17 protein-coding genes and 2 pseudogenes are annotated in these 16,708 nt (G+C 32.5%); 15 read left to right on the top strand and 4 right to left on the bottom strand.

What is annotated here, in order from left to right; translation table 11 throughout:
• Positions 1–266: 266 nt before the first annotated feature.
• Together LO744_RS15140 and LO744_RS15135 are read left to right on the top strand one after the other, a co-directional pair.
• Positions 267–1,121: a tetratricopeptide repeat protein gene (locus LO744_RS15140; protein ID WP_230670813.1), complete on the top strand. Its 855-nt coding sequence runs from the start codon at positions 267–269 to the stop codon at positions 1,119–1,121.
• Between the two features lie 482 nt (positions 1,122–1,603).
• A complete protein-coding gene (locus LO744_RS15135) occupies positions 1,604–2,038 on the top strand; it encodes a cold-shock protein (RefSeq protein ID WP_230670812.1) in 435 nt (144 codons plus the stop codon).
• A gap of 178 nt (positions 2,039–2,216) precedes the next feature.
• Here the strand turns inward: LO744_RS15135 and LO744_RS15130 are convergent.
• Positions 2,217–2,333: pseudogene (locus LO744_RS15130) on the bottom strand (DNA polymerase beta superfamily protein); the annotation flags it as partial.
• A gap of 318 nt (positions 2,334–2,651) precedes the next feature.
• Between LO744_RS15130 and cobT the strand changes: the two are divergent.
• From cobT to cobC, 3 genes are read left to right on the top strand one after another with little or no spacing between them, the layout of a single operon-like run.
• A complete protein-coding gene (cobT, locus tag LO744_RS15125; RefSeq protein ID WP_230670810.1) occupies positions 2,652–3,656 on the top strand; it encodes a nicotinate-nucleotide--dimethylbenzimidazole phosphoribosyltransferase in 1,005 nt (334 codons plus the stop codon).
• The gene (locus LO744_RS15120; protein WP_230670807.1) at positions 3,657–4,439 is read left to right on the top strand and encodes an adenosylcobinamide-GDP ribazoletransferase; all 783 of its coding nucleotides are present in this window, start codon (positions 3,657–3,659) and stop codon (positions 4,437–4,439) included.
• Positions 4,424–4,978 carry an alpha-ribazole phosphatase gene (cobC, locus tag LO744_RS15115; protein ID WP_230670804.1) on the top strand — a complete coding sequence of 185 codons (555 nt, stop codon included), beginning with the start codon at positions 4,424–4,426 and terminating at the stop codon, positions 4,976–4,978. The genes LO744_RS15120 and cobC overlap by 16 nt, the downstream gene beginning before the upstream one ends.
• A 933-nt stretch (positions 4,979–5,911) precedes the next feature.
• Here the strand turns inward: cobC and LO744_RS15110 are convergent.
• The 3 genes from LO744_RS15110 to LO744_RS15100 form a co-directional block, all read right to left on the bottom strand.
• Entirely contained in the window at positions 5,912–6,634 is a 723-nt protein-coding gene (locus tag LO744_RS15110) for a hypothetical protein (RefSeq protein WP_230670801.1), read from the bottom strand.
• A gap of 276 nt (positions 6,635–6,910) precedes the next feature.
• A complete protein-coding gene (bamE, locus tag LO744_RS15105; RefSeq protein ID WP_262908836.1) occupies positions 6,911–7,135 on the bottom strand; it encodes an outer membrane protein assembly factor BamE domain-containing protein in 225 nt (74 codons plus the stop codon).
• Between the two features lie 311 nt (positions 7,136–7,446).
• Positions 7,447–8,829 carry an RtcB family protein gene (locus tag LO744_RS15100; RefSeq protein ID WP_230670794.1) on the bottom strand — a complete coding sequence of 461 codons (1,383 nt, stop codon included), beginning with the start codon at positions 8,827–8,829 and terminating at the stop codon, positions 7,447–7,449.
• Between the two features lie 707 nt (positions 8,830–9,536).
• Between LO744_RS15100 and LO744_RS15095 the strand changes: the two genes are divergently transcribed.
• The 10 genes and pseudogenes from LO744_RS15095 to LO744_RS15050 form a co-directional block, all read left to right on the top strand.
• Positions 9,537–9,869, top strand: a complete 333-nt coding sequence (locus LO744_RS15095; RefSeq protein ID WP_230670791.1) for a HopJ type III effector protein — start codon at positions 9,537–9,539, stop codon at positions 9,867–9,869.
• Between the two features lie 26 nt (positions 9,870–9,895).
• The gene (locus LO744_RS15090) at positions 9,896–10,885 is read left to right on the top strand and encodes a hypothetical protein (protein WP_230670788.1); all 990 of its coding nucleotides are present in this window, start codon (positions 9,896–9,898) and stop codon (positions 10,883–10,885) included.
• A 14-nt stretch (positions 10,886–10,899) separates the two neighbouring features.
• Entirely contained in the window at positions 10,900–11,922 is a 1,023-nt protein-coding gene (locus tag LO744_RS15085) for a helix-turn-helix transcriptional regulator (RefSeq protein ID WP_230670785.1), read from the top strand.
• A 48-nt stretch (positions 11,923–11,970) separates the two neighbouring features.
• Positions 11,971–12,111, top strand: coding sequence for a hypothetical protein (locus LO744_RS15080; RefSeq protein WP_230670783.1), 141 nt, complete (start codon positions 11,971–11,973; stop codon positions 12,109–12,111).
• A 331-nt stretch (positions 12,112–12,442) separates the two neighbouring features.
• The gene (locus LO744_RS15075) at positions 12,443–13,015 is read left to right on the top strand and encodes a hypothetical protein (protein ID WP_230670781.1); all 573 of its coding nucleotides are present in this window, start codon (positions 12,443–12,445) and stop codon (positions 13,013–13,015) included.
• Positions 13,016–13,128: 113 nt separating this feature from the next.
• Complete coding sequence (locus LO744_RS15070; protein WP_230670778.1) at positions 13,129–14,178, top strand: glucokinase; 1,050 nt, start codon at positions 13,129–13,131, stop codon at positions 14,176–14,178.
• A 143-nt stretch (positions 14,179–14,321) separates the two neighbouring features.
• Complete coding sequence (locus tag LO744_RS15065) at positions 14,322–14,888, top strand: YceI family protein (protein ID WP_230670775.1); 567 nt, start codon at positions 14,322–14,324, stop codon at positions 14,886–14,888.
• A gap of 78 nt (positions 14,889–14,966) precedes the next feature.
• Entirely contained in the window at positions 14,967–15,578 is a 612-nt protein-coding gene (locus tag LO744_RS15060; protein WP_230670772.1) for a YceI family protein, read from the top strand.
• A gap of 117 nt (positions 15,579–15,695) precedes the next feature.
• Positions 15,696–16,337 (top strand): alpha/beta hydrolase, encoded by a 642-nt coding sequence (locus LO744_RS15055; protein ID WP_230670769.1) that lies wholly within the window; start codon positions 15,696–15,698, stop codon positions 16,335–16,337.
• Positions 16,338–16,346: 9 nt separating this feature from the next.
• Positions 16,347–16,683: pseudogene (locus LO744_RS15050) on the top strand (ammonia channel protein); the annotation flags it as partial.
• Positions 16,684–16,708: the final 25 nt, after the last annotated feature.

Here is a 16,708-nt window from a genome sequence, read left to right as displayed (position 1 = left end):
AAATATTATTTTACATCGTTACAATATGCAGTCACATCGTGCCAATATAAAATGACATTACAAGAAAATAAAGTACATTGCAAGAAGGTAACTTTACCGTGAAAGAACTAAGAATGATGGAATTCCTGCGAGGGGATGCTTTTACTTAATATTTGGAGATTTTGCACAGCGAAGCGCTTTCATACAATCATAGCAGCAATTAATATATCAACTAAATCGTATCATGAAAGAAGAAAAGCATTTTTAAGAACAATAATAATTTTTAAATGAAAAATTTAATTCAATCTTTTTTTTTAATTTGGTTTGGGGCTCTTCACTCTCAACAATTGGGAAATTTCATTCCGACAAACTATGAGATTTCCTTAAAAAAAGAATGTGATTTTAATTCTGATAAGCAGAAGGATTATATACTCATATTATCTAATAAAAAAGAAAACGAGAGGCCATTAATCAGTACAGATAATAATATATCTAAAAGAATGTTATTAATTTTGAAAAAAAACAATAACAATAAGTATGAAAAAGTATTTGAATCTAACGAAATAGTACCCTGTAGAGAATGTTCTGGAAAATCTGATAATTTATATTCAGATATTAGCTTTAATAATTATATATTAAAATTCAGTACAACTAATTATCCTTTTGATGGAAATAGATATTTTACTTCTACATACTCCTTAAAATATGAGGATAATAAGTTTTACTTAGAAAAATATGAAGAAAAATTTTATGAAAATGCAGAAGATGACAATCCTTTAAAAGTTAATTTATCAAATAGCGACTTTGAAAAAAGACCTTTTGATTTCTATTTATTTAATTTCGGAAATAATACATGGGAAAATCAAATCATCGTAAACAATAAAAATGTAGCATATCTTAATAATATTGCTTTTTATTATTTACAGAAAAATCAAAATAATATAGCAGAAATATTGTTAGAAAAAATACTTCAAAACTTTCCGGAACGTGTAGTTGCTTGGCTGAATTTGGCAGATTTACAATGGAAATTAGAAGAGAGAGAAAAAGCAAAAACTTTTTATGAAAAATATATTTCTCTTATGAAATCTCAGGGGAAAGATTTAAACAAAATACCCTTAAGAGTTTACGAAAGAATTAAATAGATTAAGCCACGATATTTTTAGTTGCGGCTTTTGCTTGTCAACATACAGTAATTAATTTCTCTATAATTTAAGTTGATTTATTAATTGCAGAATTTATTTAATTGTTACAGTTATCAGAAAGAATTAATATTAATTTTATGACTTAAACTTGTGTTATATAAATAATTGAATATTAAAATGTTAGATTAAAGCTTAATCTCAATAATATTTGTCGTATATTTGCAAAGCAATTAATAGGAAGGTTTTTAGCTTTTGCTTTAAAGTAAGGTTTAAAACATTTATTTTCTCTCAGTTTTCACATTTCAGATGCCTCAGTTTATTCTTTAAAAATATTTGTGTCGGCAATCTTTTATCAATACTGAAAAACAATAGAATACCTTTCTACTTCAATTTCAGAATAATATTGAATGAGAATAATTTCAATTTCAAATCGAAATTATCACCACAATATCAATACTTAACAAATTAATTTTAAATAATATATGGCGGATTCTTTCTCAAAAAAAGAAAATTTCAAGAAAAAAGTTCAAAAAGCAAAGGAAAAAGCTCAAAAAAGAGAAGAGCGTAAAACCAGCAACAACAAAGGTAAAGGTCTAGACGACATGATTATGTACGTTGATGCCAATGGGCAGTTGACTTCTACACCACCGGATAACAGCAATGTTGAAGAGTTTGATATCAACAACATTCAGCTTGGTGCAGCTCCTATTGAAGCTGAAGAATTGGTGAAAACAGGAATTGTAACATTTTTCAGTGAAAAAGGTTATGGTTTTATTACAGAAGACGGTTCTAAAGAAAATGTTTTCTTCCACAGTAACAACTGTATGGAACCTATCAAAAAAGGAAATAAAGTATCTTTCGAAAAAGAGAAATCTCCTAAAGGTTTTGTGGCTGTAGAAATCAGAATGGTTAAATAATCATTCGATTTTCGGTACTGAAACCCGATAGATAATATCATATAAAAGGCTCCATCTCGGAGCCTTTTTTGTTTTAATTGCTGTACAAAGAGTTTCTTATTTCCACTAAAATTTTGGTCGTCTTTTCCAAATTTGGATAGTCTACTAGTGTAGAGTTTGAATGATGATGTTTGATTTAATCGCTGTCCGGCGAAGCAAAACCCCAGGCTCGGCTTCCCGATTCTACGGCAAGAAATATTTCTATATTTCTTTTTGCCTCTATTTCTTTTAGTTTATCTAGTATTTTTGGTGTCATTGTTTTTAATTTTATCATGCAAAGTAAAAGGAGTGCTGCGCAATGTTTTTACGTTGTGGTTTTGGGTTTTAGTGTCGGAGGGTTTGAGAGTCATAGAGTTTTTTTACTATTCAAAATATAATTGATGTTGTTGGAAAAATCAAAGACATAAAATTAAGCTGTGAGAATTTTAAAACTAAACATTGTTTCCTGAAAACCTTTGATTTTCTTGCGTCTTTGCGATTTTTCAATTTTACTATTTTGTTTCAAGACAAAAGAAAATTAAATATCTGTTTAACAAATAGATTTTAGTAATTTGCAAAAACATACAATACATCAATGTTAGCAGACGAATTACAACACAAAATTGATTTCAAAACAAAACCTTTAGGTGCATTAGGGTTTTTAGAACATCTGGCGCATAAAATAGGAATGGTTCAGCAGACAATTTCACCCAAATTACTCAATCCACATATGGTTGTCTTCGCAGCCGACCATGGAATTGCAAAGGCCGGAGTGAGCGCTTACCCGCAGGAAGTTACCTATCAAATGGTGATGAATTTTTTGGGCGGCGGTGCAGCAATTAATGTATTCTGTAAACAGAATGATATTCAGATTAAAATTGTAGATGCAGGCGTAAATTTTGATTTTCCTGAAGGATTAAATTTGATTCATAAAAAGGTCAGAAAGTCGAGCAGGAATATGTTGGATGAACCTGCCATGACGAGTGAAGAATACCAAGAGGCTTTGGAAAACGGAAAATCTGTGGTTAAAGAAATTGCAGAAACAGGTTGTAATATTATCGGTTTTGGTGAAATGGGAATTGGAAACACCTCGTCGTCATCATTGATGATGAGCCAGTTATTCGATATTTCAATTGCGGATTGTGTAGGTAGAGGAACTGGTTTGAATGACGCTCAACTTCAGAATAAGATTGATATTCTTTCAAAAGTTATTGAAAGATATCCCAATCTTAAAACAGTTGAAGAAATTGCGCAAACTTTTGGAGGACTCGAAATTGCCCAAATGATTGGAGCAATGCAGGAAGCTTACCACCAAAATATGTTGATTTTAATTGACGGATTTATCGCAACGGTTGCCATTTCGGTAGCTTGGAAACTGAATCCTGAAATCCTAAATAACTGTATTTTTTGCCACGTTAGTGATGAATATGCACACATCAAACTATTGGAATTATTAAATCAAAAAGCTTTGTTGAATCTCAATTTACGAGTTGGAGAAGGAACAGGTTGTGCATTGGCTTATCCTATTATTCAAAGTGCGGTTAATTTTATCAATGAAATGTCGAGCTTCGAAGATGCCCAAATTTCAAATAAAGAGTAGATGAAGTTATTCAAAAATGAACTGATTTATTTCGCAACGGCGCTGATGTTTTTTACTCGAATTCCGGTTCCGTTCAAAGTTCCTTATTCAAGCGAGATTATGAATAAATCTCAGAAATATTTCTCGTGGGTGGGTTTGTTGGTTGGATTGATTAATGCTGTTATTTTTTATCTTTCATTTAACATTTTTAACCTTGAAATTGCTGTTGTTTTAATGATGATTTCGAGTGTTTTGTTGACAGGAGCTTTTCATGAAGATGGTTTTACCGATGTCTGCGATAGTTTTGGAGGTGGTTATGGCAAGGAGAAAATTATGACCATTATGAAAGACAGTCGGGTAGGTGCTTACGGTGCGATTGGTATTATTTTGTTGTTTGCTTTAAAATTTCTCAGCATTAAAGAATTGGGAACTTTAGATGTAATGAAAACTTTAGCCATCATTATTTTTGCTCATACTTCAAGCCGATTTATCGCCGGAACAATGATTTATACGCATAAATATGTAACAGATATTGACGTGAGCAAATCAAAACCATTGGCGAATAAAGCACTAGACGGAAAGTCTTTGGCCATTAGTTTTATGGCTGTTTTATTGGCTTTTTCTTTAATTCCCGATTGGCGATTGATTGTTGCGTTGCTTTTTGCGTATATCGGAAAAATCTATTTGGGTTGGTATTTCAAAAAACATATTGGAGGTTATACAGGCGATTGTTTGGGAACAGTTCAGCAGGTTTGTGAAGTTTTATTTTATTTAGGAACAATTATCGTATGGAAATTCATTTAATTCGTCATACGGCCGTAGAAAATCCGGATAATCTGTGTTATGGATTTGCCGAAATGTCTCTAAAAAAAGACTTTGAAGAAGATTTTAAATCGATTCAAATTGATTCAGATTTTGATTTAATTATTTCGAGTCCATCTCAGCGATGTCATTTGTTAGCGAAGCATTTTCACTCGAATTATCAAATTGATGAAAGAATTAAAGAAATGAATTTCGGAGATTGGGAAATGAAAAAATGGACAGAAATTCCGAAAGAAGAAATTAATCCTTGGTATGAAGATTTTATCAATGTAAAAGCTACAAACGGCGAAAATTTATTAGAAATGCAAACCCGTGTTTCTGAGTTTTGGAATGAACTGCTTTCTAAAAAAGACATCAACAAAATTTTAATTGTAACCCACGCCGGAGTTATCCGTTTGATTCTTCAATCTGTCTTAAAATTTCCTTTAGAAAACATGTTTAATCTTCAGATTGATTATGGAAAAAGAACTGTAATTGATGTGAAAGATGGTTTTATTTCAATTAAGAATATTAATATATAATTCTCTCATAGATTAGTTTGATTATCGCCGATAATTACATTTATAAAATCTGCTTAATTTGCTAAATCTGCGGGAGAATAAAAATTAAACTCTAATGTTTGGTTCTTTGGTAAAACGCAAAGACGCAAAGTTTTTTAATTCATTCCGTTTTTAAGGCGCAAAGATTTTATCGAAGATAAAATTCTCTTTGTATGAATAACTTAACGATTTTGTTTATGAATGTCCGTAATTAATAATAACTTAATTTTTAACAGTTTGTTTGTCATTCCGCAGGAATCTCAATACACTGAAAATAAATTAGTTTAGATTCCTGCGGAATGACAAAACGACTGCTGATTTTAGCGTTATGCTTAAAGACGGACATTCACTATTTTGTTTCTTATAAATTAAGACAAAGGAAAATAATGATTTTAAAAAAAGCCATTATTTCTAGATTTTTCACTCAAAATGACAGCTCAATTATTATTTAAAAACCTTTGTAAAACTATCTTTTTCTAAGGTTTCTAAAGAGAAATCAAAGTCGGCTTCTTCTTTTTCTGAAGTGATTATTGTTCCCAGCTCTTTTATCCATTGCGCTTGCACCAACGGGGGTCAATGTAGAATCACATCGTGCCAATGTACACTTACAATGCTAAAATGTGAACTTACATCGCAAGAATGTAGAGTAACAATGCGAGAATGTAAAACTACATCGGAAGAATGTGAAATCATATCGTGCCAATGTAAACTTACAATGCTAAAATGTGAACTTACATCGCAAGAATGTAAAGTAACAATGCGAGAATGTAAAACTACATCGTGCCAATGTAGAATGACATTGGGAGAATGTAAAAATACATGGCAAAAAAATAAAGTTACATCATAACAATGCAACTTTACTTTGATACAATATTGAATTACAGAGTTTCAATATTTTTCACGTTAAAACACAAATTATTTTCTATCGGTAAATTCTATGGCGGAGACGGTGGTAAATTCCGGGGAAGTGGCTCCGTATAGACTTTTTACGTATTTTTTAATCTTTAGGGAGATGGGATAGACTCCGGTTTCGTCTGCATAAAGAATTTTGTCGCGTTCTATGATTTTGGTGTTCAGCTCAGATACGGTTTGGTCTACGATAAGGGTCGCCGCTTTTAATGATTCGTGATAGATGCTGAGGTTTTGCAATTTTATGTTGTCTTCATTCGGAGTGTAAGCGGGGAGGGTAGACAGCATTTGGATGAGCAGACCAAAATTTTCAGCTTTTGAGGTGAATGACTGTCGGGAGGTAGATGAGGATTTGGGAGTTTCCTCGCCTTTTTCAATCGGTGGATTGCTCTTCCTTGAACTGCCCTGAATGGTCTGGGTTAAAGATCTTGCCTGATCTAAAGTTCCTTGCGGTAAACCTACAATTTCCAATACATTCATGATACTGGTACAGGTGGAACTCAAATTTTCGAAAGTAGTCTGACGGGCAACGATGGCGTTTTTGTTAGCGTTTCTTTTGTCTCCAACTTCTGTTAGTTTTGCATTGGCACTGTAGTAGAGTGCCTGAAGGTTGGGTAGAGTAATGTCGGCAATCGGTGGATTGTAACGGCTGTACGTAGAAACTTGTTGCGTTATTTTTTGAAGGTTCGCTACATTTTTAGCGTGACCTACTTCTGAGGTGCTAGACATATCAATTGTGTTTTTAATTAGTAATTCAAATATAGAAATTATTTTGAATGGATGGTAGATTTTGTTGAAATATTTTGATTTTGAGGGTATTATGTTAAGTTGGGTAAGCACAGATTGCAAATCTGCGCTATCGTGTAAATAAAAAGACCAGAATTTCTTCTGGTCTTTTATCGTCTTGTGGTTCTTTGCTGGCGCAAGCGTCTCGCTTGTGACCGCTGTATTTATTGGTAATGGGTACGAGCGAGACGTTTGCACCAGCGGGTATCAGGTTTTGTATTAATCTCCATCTAAAACTCTTACTTTATTGACTACTTTATCATCATAAAATTGAATGATTATTTTATCATATTCCATAATAGATGTCCTATTTTCGCTATACCAATAATTTGTTTTTAAACTATCCCTGTTTATATTTTCTGTAGAAACATAAAATGGTTTTCCTAATAGATTATCCACACTATGTCTATTATCACCAATTTTAATTTCATTAAAATTGTCCATATCAAAATTTTCAGCATATTTAGTCGAAATGCTTGGAAAAAAAATAGGAGTTAAATATAACAACAATAAACACAGGCATAATAGAGAGATTGTATATCTTATTATTATCAAAGTTTTTTTCATTTTTTTTTTAATGATTAGTCGCAGGAGGGTTTCTATTCAGATTACTTTTATTAACCCAGCCATTATAATATTTCCAAAATATTAGCTTGATAGGATTAAAAAAAATGTTTATTTTATCATATAAAATAAATTTAACAAATATACTCCCAATCCACAAAAAAAGATTACGATAACCCGTAATCTTCTAATTATTTCCTAAACTTCTTCTTTTTCTTCCAAGGCGCATTCTTCTGCACATCACCCGCCATAATACATCCATAAGGCATCACTTCATCCAGAACTTCACACAATCCGTATTCTTCAATTTGGGCTCTTACGTTTTTTGCACTTTTATAAGCGGTCGGAAGTTCAGAAATATCAATATCATTGGTAAAGAAACGGATATCTAATCCTTTTGTTTCTTCTGCAAAAACTTCTTCAATGGTTTTATGAGCCAGAGATTTTTTATGTTGCGTTCTGCTGAAATTTCTTCCCGCACCGTGTGGTGCAAAACCTAAATTTCTACCATTGGTTGTTCCTTGAACAATCAATACAGGTTCTGCCATATTCAGAGGAATCAGTCTTGGGCCTGTAATATCGGGCATAAATTTATCATCCAAAGGCGTTGCTCCTTTTGCATGATAGAATAAATCGCCATCTCTGAATACAAAATTATGTTCGTTCCAATATCTGTTTTGTTTTTCGATATTCAGTTTTTCTAAAGTTGCATTATGAATCGATTCATGGTTTTCTTTCGTCCATTTTCTGATGAGTTGCAAAGCTTCCCAATATTGTTTTCCTTCTTCGGTTTCATACGGAATCCATGCGTTTTCTTTCAAGGTTTCCGGTGAAATATCCATTCTGAAACGGTTGGCTACTTTCATTCCTTTATCGTATAACATCGCTCCCGGCGCTCTTGAACCGTGATGAGTCACCAACATTGTGTTTCCTGTATTTTTAGAAATTCCTACAAATAAGAAATGGTTTCCATCGCCCTGAGTTCCCATATGAGAACGGGCAATACTGATTAATTTCTCATCATTTAAGAACTCATTTTCTCTGAAAGCATCCATTAATTCTTGTGACATCGGCATTTGCGAACCTCTATCTCTTCCTCCGTATCCGAAATGCGTGATGGAGTGGGCGGCATCCAAAACTAGTTTCGGTTCAATTTTTCCAAAGTCGGTCAACATCACCGAACAACAAATATCTGCGCTATGAAACCCTGGATGAATTGCATTTTTTGCCACGACCACTCCGCCCACAGGAATATGACCTTCCGGTCCGGTCGGACAAGCATCGGGCATAATCGCTCCTGAAACTAAAGTCGGCGTTTTCATCAGGACTTTCATGGTGTTGATTACTTTTTCTACGTTATCATTTTCACTTTCGTGTTCCGCTCTGATGTTGATGATAAAATCTGCAGGATTTTCTAATAATGGAATAGGTTCCGGAGATTTGAATTGCTCCAAATATTCCATCATTTCATTTTCAGTTAATTGAGTTTCGTTGATATATTCCAAAGCTTCGGCAAACCATTTTTTCGGTGTAAATCCTAAAGCGATTAATTCTTTTCCTGTAATTGTTGTCATATTATTTGTTTTTTATTTGGGCAGCTTAATCCGCCTTCCACTCCCGCTTTTTTGCTCGTCGTTCCTCCTTACAAAAAGAGCTTCGTTCAAGTCGGGCTGCGAGAGATTCAACTTTTTTTAATACTGTTTTGTTATTTTGATAATGCAAAGTAATAGAACAAGTATGCAATCTTTTTGCGTAGGTAAATTTATTTTGATTATTTTTGAAGAATTAACCACAAAAGGAATAAAAGTTTTTTGACACATTAGTCACAAAAGTTTTTAGGTAAATTATTGAGAATATTTTAGAGCACATTAGTTTAAAAAAATCAAAGATTTTTATGAGGTAGTTATTATTAAACCTTACAGTTGTGAATGTCCTTCTTTAAGCATAACGCTAAAATCAGCAGTCATTTTTGTCATTCCGTAGGAATCTCAACACACTGAAGTTTCCTGCGGAATGAAAAACAAACTGTTAAAAATTAAGTTGTTATGAATTACGGACATTCATTTTACAGTTTTACTTTTAAAATTCTACATTGTCTCAATGGAAGTGGTGAGGAATAAGAAAAAATATAAGGAAAGTCTGAATCGTTTCAAATGAAAAAAGATAGCGTTCCTAAGGAACGCGCAACGGTTTTTTAGAACTTTTCTACAGAGATATTGCTTCGATGGAGCAGATTTTCTGTTTTTAAAATTGAATTATTTACTAATAAAAAAATTAAAATATGTTATTTGAACAATTAGAAAAATCGGCGGAAGACATTCAGTTTAATGATGTTATTGCATTTATCGATGAACATTACGATTTTACGCCTACAAAATTTACCAACGGGAATACGATAAATGAAGCTAATCAGAACAATGGTTCGTGTAAAGTGTTCAGCTTTGCTCAACTCAATGATTTATCAAAAGAAGAAACGCTGAATCTTTTTGGAGAGTTTTACAGAAAAGATGTTTTACAAAATCCTGAAGGTACAGACCATCAAAATATCAGAAACTTTATAGAATGCGGCTGGGACGGAATTTCTTTTGAAGGGAAAGCTTTGGCGAGAAAATAATAATTAAAGTAGAAAGTTATTGCATCATGAAAAATAATCTATTCTTAAGAGATAATCATAAATTTGGAGCAGAAACTTTTTTGTCTATGTTTCTCAGTCAATATCAATTTGTTTTGGGATCAGATTTAGATACTTATTCAGAAAATGAAAGAATATTCAATGATGATAATCCGTGCAATATCTATTTTATCTTGCAAAGACCAAAAATTACTATTGACCCACAATCGTTTTCTAGTAATGGAAGTAGAGCATTATTTGATTTTGTAATTCATAACAAAGAGGATAAGCATCGAATTTCTCTTAGTATTGGTTTGCCTAAAGTAGAATCAAAAATCAAATTAACAACAAAGTATCCGTTTAGTCAATTCGAGCTTTTTGATGATAAAAAAACTTTATTAGTAGCTAAATCTAGTTTATTATACGATCAAATAAGTTTGGATAAAAATATCACTACAGATATCCTTGATTATGAAATTTTATATATTGGACAAGCATATGGACATTTAGGAAATAGAACTGCTTTTGATAGATTACCAGCTCATGAAACATTACAGAAAATCTATACTCATGCTTTGACAAATAATCCAGATAGTGATATCTGGATTCTACTAACAAAATTTTCTCAACTAAGTATGTTATATACCGGAGGAGTTGATGAGAAAATTTATTCAAAGGAAAATAAAAAAAGAGATGATAAATTAATTAAAGATTTTAGTGATAATAAGGGATTGGTATTTACAGAGAAGCAAAAAATTAATTTCACCGAAGCAGCATTAATTAAAATGTTTGAACCTACTTATAATAAGACTTTCAAAAATAATTTTCCTTATGAAAAACATTCATCATACTCAGAATGTTATTCTTTAGATGTAAGAGCTCTTAAAATTGAATTAGACACATCTGAAATGGTAAGGAATATTTATTCGCAGAAGAGGAAAAGAAAAAATTACCATTCTGAAATGTTTGAGCTTAAAAATGATAAAGATAGAATGAGTTTATTAGGTATGTGTAAATAAAATATATAAAAATTATGTCCTCAAATAAAAATGCACTCATCCGCTACAAAACTTTAGATAAATGTCTAAAGAATAAATACAAAAAATACACACTGGAAGATTTGATTGACGAATGTTCTGAAGCCTTGTTTGAGTATGAAGGCAAAGAATCTTTTGTGAGTAAAAGAACGGTGCAACTGGATTTGCAGAATATGCGAAGCGAAAAATTCGGGTATGAGGCGCCGATTGAGGTTTATGAAAGGAGATATTACCGATATAGCGACCCGGAATACAGTATTCATCAGATTTCGGTCAACGAAAATGATTTGAAAGCGATGAATAATGCGATACAGATTTTGAAGCAGTTCAAAGATTTTTCGATGTTTAAAGAAATGAATGGCGTGATTCAGAAGCTGGAAGATTCTATACATTCTACCAAGCAAAAATCGATTATTCATTTAGATAAAAATGAGCAGTTGAAAGGTTTGGAATATATTGATGTTTTGTATGAAAGTATTCTCAATAAAAAAGTTTTAAAGATTTGCTATAAGAGTTTTAAGGCAAGAGAAGAGAATATTCTGACGGTTCATCCTCAACTGTTGAAAGAATACAACAATAGATGGTTTTTGATTTGTTGGCACAAAAAAGCGATTTACAATTTGGCTTTAGACCGAATGATAACGATAGAAACAGATTCTCAAACAGAATATATTGACAAAGATTTTGATGCCGACCGATATTTCGGGGATGTGATTGGGGCAACGGTTTCAGAAACGCAACGGGGGCAAAATGTAATTTTTAAAGTGACTCCACAGCACGCTCCTTATGTAAAAACCAAGCCTTTTCACCACAGTCAGGTCATTCTGGAAGAAGATGAGAGTGGGACTGTTTTTAAAATATGTGTGCAACTCAATTTTGAATTGGAGCGCATGATTTTAGGAATGGGCGAGTTTCTTACCGTTTTAGGACCGAGAAAACTAAAGCACAGAATTGCTAACAGCATCAGAATTGCTAACTCAAATTATCAGCAACAAAAAAGTAATAATGAAAACCTATAATTGGAATTTGGCTTAAAACTTGTAATTTAGTTGTGAAAATAAAATAATATGAAATCTAGAATATTAAAAGCTGTTGTAGCGCTCGTTGTACCCATTGTAATAGAATTTATCATTAAAAAAGTTACCGAGAAGCTCGATAAAAGTCAAGAAGAGAAAGATTTGAAAAAAACGCTTCCTTCTTCTCACTAAAAGCTAAAACCTTCCAATTTTTGGAAGGTTTTTTTTATACAAAATCGTAAACACCGTTTTTCCAGCCTAGAACTTTTGAAGAATCTGCATTGAGCCAGTTTTTGAGAATGGTTGCGTATACTTGAATTGGTTAAAGTGTATAAACAAAATTTAATGTGTAATTATTATGTTAGACTTAAAATATTTAAACAAGTATTTAATTTTTTTGGATTTTAAATTATTGAAAATCATTTTGTTGATGGTGTTTATGAGGCTCTGTGAGTGTTAATTAAAAGGTTTTGGCATGATTTTTACATCTTGCAAACCAGTAAAATTTAAAAAAATCAGAGTTATGAAAATGTTTAAACAAACCATTTTAGCAGCTGGAATTTTAACAGCAGGTTTAGTAAGTGCGCAAAGTGCTCAGATGAATAATATGATTAAAGTTGGAGCTACAGCAGGTATTGCTGTTCCTTCAGATAACCTTTCTGCAGCAGTAGGAGTAGATGTAGCATATCAGAATTTAATTACACCAGGTTTTGGTTTGGGTATTGCAACAGGATACACCCATTATTTTGGAAAAAATAACAATGGATATACTAATAATGATGTAGGAGTTATTCCTGTAGCAGCGCTTTTCAGAGTCTATCCTAAGCAAACAGGATTTTATTTTGGAGCTGATTTAGGATACGGATTTTTGGTAGGAGATGACAAGGTAGCAACCAATTCTACGGTAAACAGACCCGATGGAGGTTTTTACCTAAAACCAGAGATTGGATACCATAATAGAGACTGGAATTTCTATGTACAATACCAAAAAGTTTTTGCAGGAAGTAACGGTGATATAGCAACACCAGCTTCTCAGGACTATAATGTGGGAAGCATCGGAGCAGGATTTTCGTACAATATTCCTTTAGGGAAATAATTAGGCACAATATAATTAGTTATTAGCCAAACCTTTTCGAGTTTTTGAAAAGGTTTTTTATTACCATACAAAAAATACCAAAACAATTATTATATTTGATAAAATTTGCGATTATGAACTTGAATCCAAAATTTCCTCTCTATTTACCGGGAGTAAGGAACGCCAATAATGATAATGTTTCTATTATCGGAGCCAACCTGAGAGAAGATGTAACTACAATTGCATATTATACTTCAGGAAATTCCGGGATAGAACTTAAATGTAAAAATAATTATCCTACCAAAGAATATGCTTCTTTTACAGATGTTCTTTCGAAGTTTATGCAGGATTCTCAGCTTGAAAATGTTCAGCGACTTGGGATTTCGGTTCCGGGACCTGTAATAGATGGTAAAAGTCATCCGGCACGTTTAAGCTGGAGCTTAGATGTAGAAGAATATAGAAGCAAATTTGGTTTTGAGAAAGTAGATATGCTAAACGACCAAGAAGCTTCTGCTTACGGAATTGGTCTTTTGGATGATTCTGATTTGGATGCTATCTATACAAGCGGTCATCTTGAAAAAGGAAATGTTGCTATTTTAGCTCCTGGAAACGGTTTGGGAGAAGCAGGATATTTCTTTGACGGAAAATATTTAAGACCATTTGCAACGGAAGGAGGTCATTCTGAATTTTCACCGAGAACAAATGTTGAGGTAGAATTTTATCAGTTTTTAAATAATATCTACGGAATTGTAAGCTGGGAAAATGTACTTTCAAAAACCGGTTTGTTTAATATCTATCGATTTTTGAGAGATGTAAAAAGACATCCTGAGCCGGAATGGCTTTCTGAGCGTTTAGCCAACGGAAACTTTACCGAAGAAATCTATAAAGCAGCAATGCATGAAGATGCGCTGATTTGTAGAATTGCTTTAGACACATTCGTAGAGTTTTTGGCAAGAGAAGCTAATAACCTTACTTTAAAACTGAAAGCAACAGGTGGACTGCTAATTGCGGGAGATATTCCACAGGTTATCAGAGAATATATCAATAAAGATAAATTCTATGAGAAATTCAAGATTAGTGATAAAATGGAGGATATGTTGAAGAACATTCCAATTTATGTGGTTAATACAGAGAGTACAAGTATCAATGGTGCGGCACTGTATACCGCTTACTTTACAGAATAAATATGAGCTCCGAAGAAATTCGGAGTTTTTTTATGCCTGATTTTATTCATGTCAAAATAAATTTTTTATTGATGTAGGTCAAGATGAATTATTAAATAAGATAATTACATTTGCAGCTTTAATAAACGATTTAAAAATTTACAATGAAAAAAATATTTGTATTAGCAGTTTTAGCTAGTGGATTAGCTTTCGGACAAGCAAAAAAAGTAGTAAGCTCAGATGTTCACTGGTGGGGTTATAAAGTAGCTAAATCTCAGGCAAGTTCTCATGACGGTACGATTACTGTAAAATCTGGAAACATCGTAATGAAAGGTAGCGAAATTGCTGGCGGGGCTTTCGTTTTGGATATGAATTCTATCAACGCGACTGATGTTTCAGGTGAAATGCAAGGGAAATTAAACGGTCACCTTAAAAACGGTGATTTCTTTGAAGTTGAAAAATTCCCTACAGCAACATTTAAAATTACTTCAGTAAAGAAAAACAACGATAAAACGTACAATCGTATAGTTAGCGGAGACCTTACTGTAAAAGGTAAAACAAACCCTGTTTCTTTCCCTGCAAACGTAACTGTGAAAGATGGAGTGGTAACTTTAACTTCAGATAAATTCTCTTTCGACAGACAAAAATTTGACGTGGCTTACAAGTCTTCAATGAAAGATGTTTTTGTGAAAGATGAGATAGAAATGACCGTAAAGGTGAGTGCAAAATAAAATATTCAAAAAAATATTATTAAAAGTGTAGAAGTTCTACACTTTTTTTTATTTTTGTTGAATTGTAAATAAAAAATAATGAAAAGATTACTATTGTTTGTTATGATGTGTGCAAGCATATCATTTGTTTTTGCTCAAAAGAAAGGAGATAAAGTTTCAAAAGTGATAACATCCGAGATTAAATGGTGGGGACATAAAGTGGTAAAAACTCAAGCTTCGTCTCACTATGGAAGTTTAAAACTGAAAAGTGGTAAATTTAATTTCGATAAAACGGTTTTGGTAGATGGCGAGTTTGTAATCGACATGAGAAGTCTTGTAGTTGCTGATCTTTCGGGTGATGACCAGATAAAATTGACCAATGAGTTGAAAGGGACTAATTTCTTTGAAGTAAAAAAATTCCCAACGGCTAAATTTCATTTAAAGAAAATCATCCCTCTTGCAAACAGCGAGTACAATTCTACCATTGTAGGTGATATTACGATCAAAGATATCAGAAAGACAATTTCTTTCCCTGCAAACGCGCATATTACGCAGTTTACAGTAGAGATTGAGTCTTCAAAATTCTCTTTAAACAGAAAAGACTTCAAAATTGTTTACCAAAATTCTTTGAAAGATTATTTCATCAAAGACGAAATGGATATTCAGTTTAAAATTTCTACTCAGAAAATAGATAACGAAAGACCTTTATAAGGTTAAAATTATAATAAAATACAAAGGACTGCTTTTAGATAAGCGGTCCTTTTTTTATTTTAGCTTAGTCAATTACTCATAAATGATTGAGTAATCATTTAAATAAAAAAGAATCAGGTGAAAATATATGTAATAAGCGGTCTTGGCGCAGATTTTAAAGTTTTGGAACGGTTACAGTTTCCCAAAAATCATGAAGTGGTTTTTATCGATTGGCTGATTCCTGAAAACGACGAATCTTTCAGTGCTTATGTTGAAAGAATGGCTGAAAAGATTGATGCTTCAGAACCTTTTTATTTGTTGGGGTATTCTTTTGGTGGAATTATGGTGCAGGAAATCGATAAAATAAAACCTGCTCAAGAAGTAGTGATTTTAGGAAGTATTAAATCTGATAAAGAAAAATCAAGGTTAATAAAGATGGGAGAAATTACTAAAATCCCAAAATATCTGCCGATAGGTTTCTTTAGTGACCGTACTTCTCAGCTTTATGGCAAGATTAGACAGATGGTTGATTCAAAAAATCCTAAAGTCATTGAATATTTTCGGGTGCGAGATCCTTATTATCTGAAATGGTCTGTAGAAAGAATTTCTGAATGGAAGTTTGAAGAAAATCCTCATGTTATCCAGATTATGGGCGACCGTGATATTGTTTTTCCAATTAAAAATTCAAAACCGGATTATATTATTAAAGGTGGAACTCATCTTTTCCCGGCAACTAAGTATAAAGAGGTTTCTTTACTTTTAAATAAAATTTTTGTTTAATTTATAGGGGTTGTTAATGTAATGGTCAATTGGAAAGCCCTTAAAAAGATTGATGATACGCTTAATGTTTTTGCCTGTCATGGAGTAGGAGGGATTATGGGGATGATTTTTTACTGCGATTTTTGCTCACGGAGAAAATGCAAGTTTTCTTCATGAAGGTTTTGGCGTTTTTGCACATCATATAATTGCGTTGATTTTAGTTTCGTTTTTTGCATTTTTTGGTTCAATGCTGTTATACAAAATCACAGATAATATTATTACATTACGGGTTTCAGAAGAATCAGAAAATGAAGGTTTGGATATGTCTCAGCATCATGAAAGCTTAAAATGGTTAGCCAAATTTTAAAGTATTGGTAAACTGTTTTTCCATT

Origin of the sequence: Chryseobacterium turcicum (assembly GCF_021010565.1) — a bacterium.
GTDB classification, from domain to species: Bacteria; Bacteroidota; Bacteroidia; order Flavobacteriales; family Weeksellaceae; genus Chryseobacterium; species Chryseobacterium turcicum.
The sequence above is the reverse complement of the archived record's forward strand: the minus strand, read 5'-3'. Positions and strand labels throughout refer to the sequence as shown.

What these genes read in the sequence shown, in the direction of transcription:
- LO744_RS15140 (WP_230670813.1), top strand. Translation starts at nt 267, where the DNA reads ATGAAAAATTTAATTCAATCTTTTTTTTTAATTTGGTTTGGGGCTCTT.
- LO744_RS15135 (WP_230670812.1), top strand. Translation starts at nt 1,604, where the DNA reads ATGGCGGATTCTTTCTCAAAAAAAGAAAATTTCAAGAAAAAAGTTCAA.
- cobT (WP_230670810.1), top strand. Translation starts at nt 2,652, where the DNA reads ATGTTAGCAGACGAATTACAACACAAAATTGATTTCAAAACAAAACCT.
- LO744_RS15120 (WP_230670807.1), top strand. Translation starts at nt 3,657, where the DNA reads ATGAAGTTATTCAAAAATGAACTGATTTATTTCGCAACGGCGCTGATG.
- cobC (WP_230670804.1), top strand. Translation starts at nt 4,424, where the DNA reads ATGGAAATTCATTTAATTCGTCATACGGCCGTAGAAAATCCGGATAAT.
- LO744_RS15110 (WP_230670801.1), bottom strand. Translation starts at nt 6,634, where the DNA reads ATGTCTAGCACCTCAGAAGTAGGTCACGCTAAAAATGTAGCGAACCTT.
- bamE (WP_262908836.1), bottom strand. Translation starts at nt 7,135, where the DNA reads ATGGACAATTTTAATGAAATTAAAATTGGTGATAATAGACATAGTGTG.
- LO744_RS15100 (WP_230670794.1), bottom strand. Translation starts at nt 8,829, where the DNA reads ATGACAACAATTACAGGAAAAGAATTAATCGCTTTAGGATTTACACCG.
- LO744_RS15095 (WP_230670791.1), top strand. Translation starts at nt 9,537, where the DNA reads ATGTTATTTGAACAATTAGAAAAATCGGCGGAAGACATTCAGTTTAAT.
- LO744_RS15090 (WP_230670788.1), top strand. Translation starts at nt 9,896, where the DNA reads ATGAAAAATAATCTATTCTTAAGAGATAATCATAAATTTGGAGCAGAA.
- LO744_RS15085 (WP_230670785.1), top strand. Translation starts at nt 10,900, where the DNA reads ATGTCCTCAAATAAAAATGCACTCATCCGCTACAAAACTTTAGATAAA.
- LO744_RS15080 (WP_230670783.1), top strand. Translation starts at nt 11,971, where the DNA reads ATGAAATCTAGAATATTAAAAGCTGTTGTAGCGCTCGTTGTACCCATT.
- LO744_RS15075 (WP_230670781.1), top strand. Translation starts at nt 12,443, where the DNA reads ATGAAAATGTTTAAACAAACCATTTTAGCAGCTGGAATTTTAACAGCA.
- LO744_RS15070 (WP_230670778.1), top strand. Translation starts at nt 13,129, where the DNA reads ATGAACTTGAATCCAAAATTTCCTCTCTATTTACCGGGAGTAAGGAAC.
- LO744_RS15065 (WP_230670775.1), top strand. Translation starts at nt 14,322, where the DNA reads ATGAAAAAAATATTTGTATTAGCAGTTTTAGCTAGTGGATTAGCTTTC.
- LO744_RS15060 (WP_230670772.1), top strand. Translation starts at nt 14,967, where the DNA reads ATGAAAAGATTACTATTGTTTGTTATGATGTGTGCAAGCATATCATTT.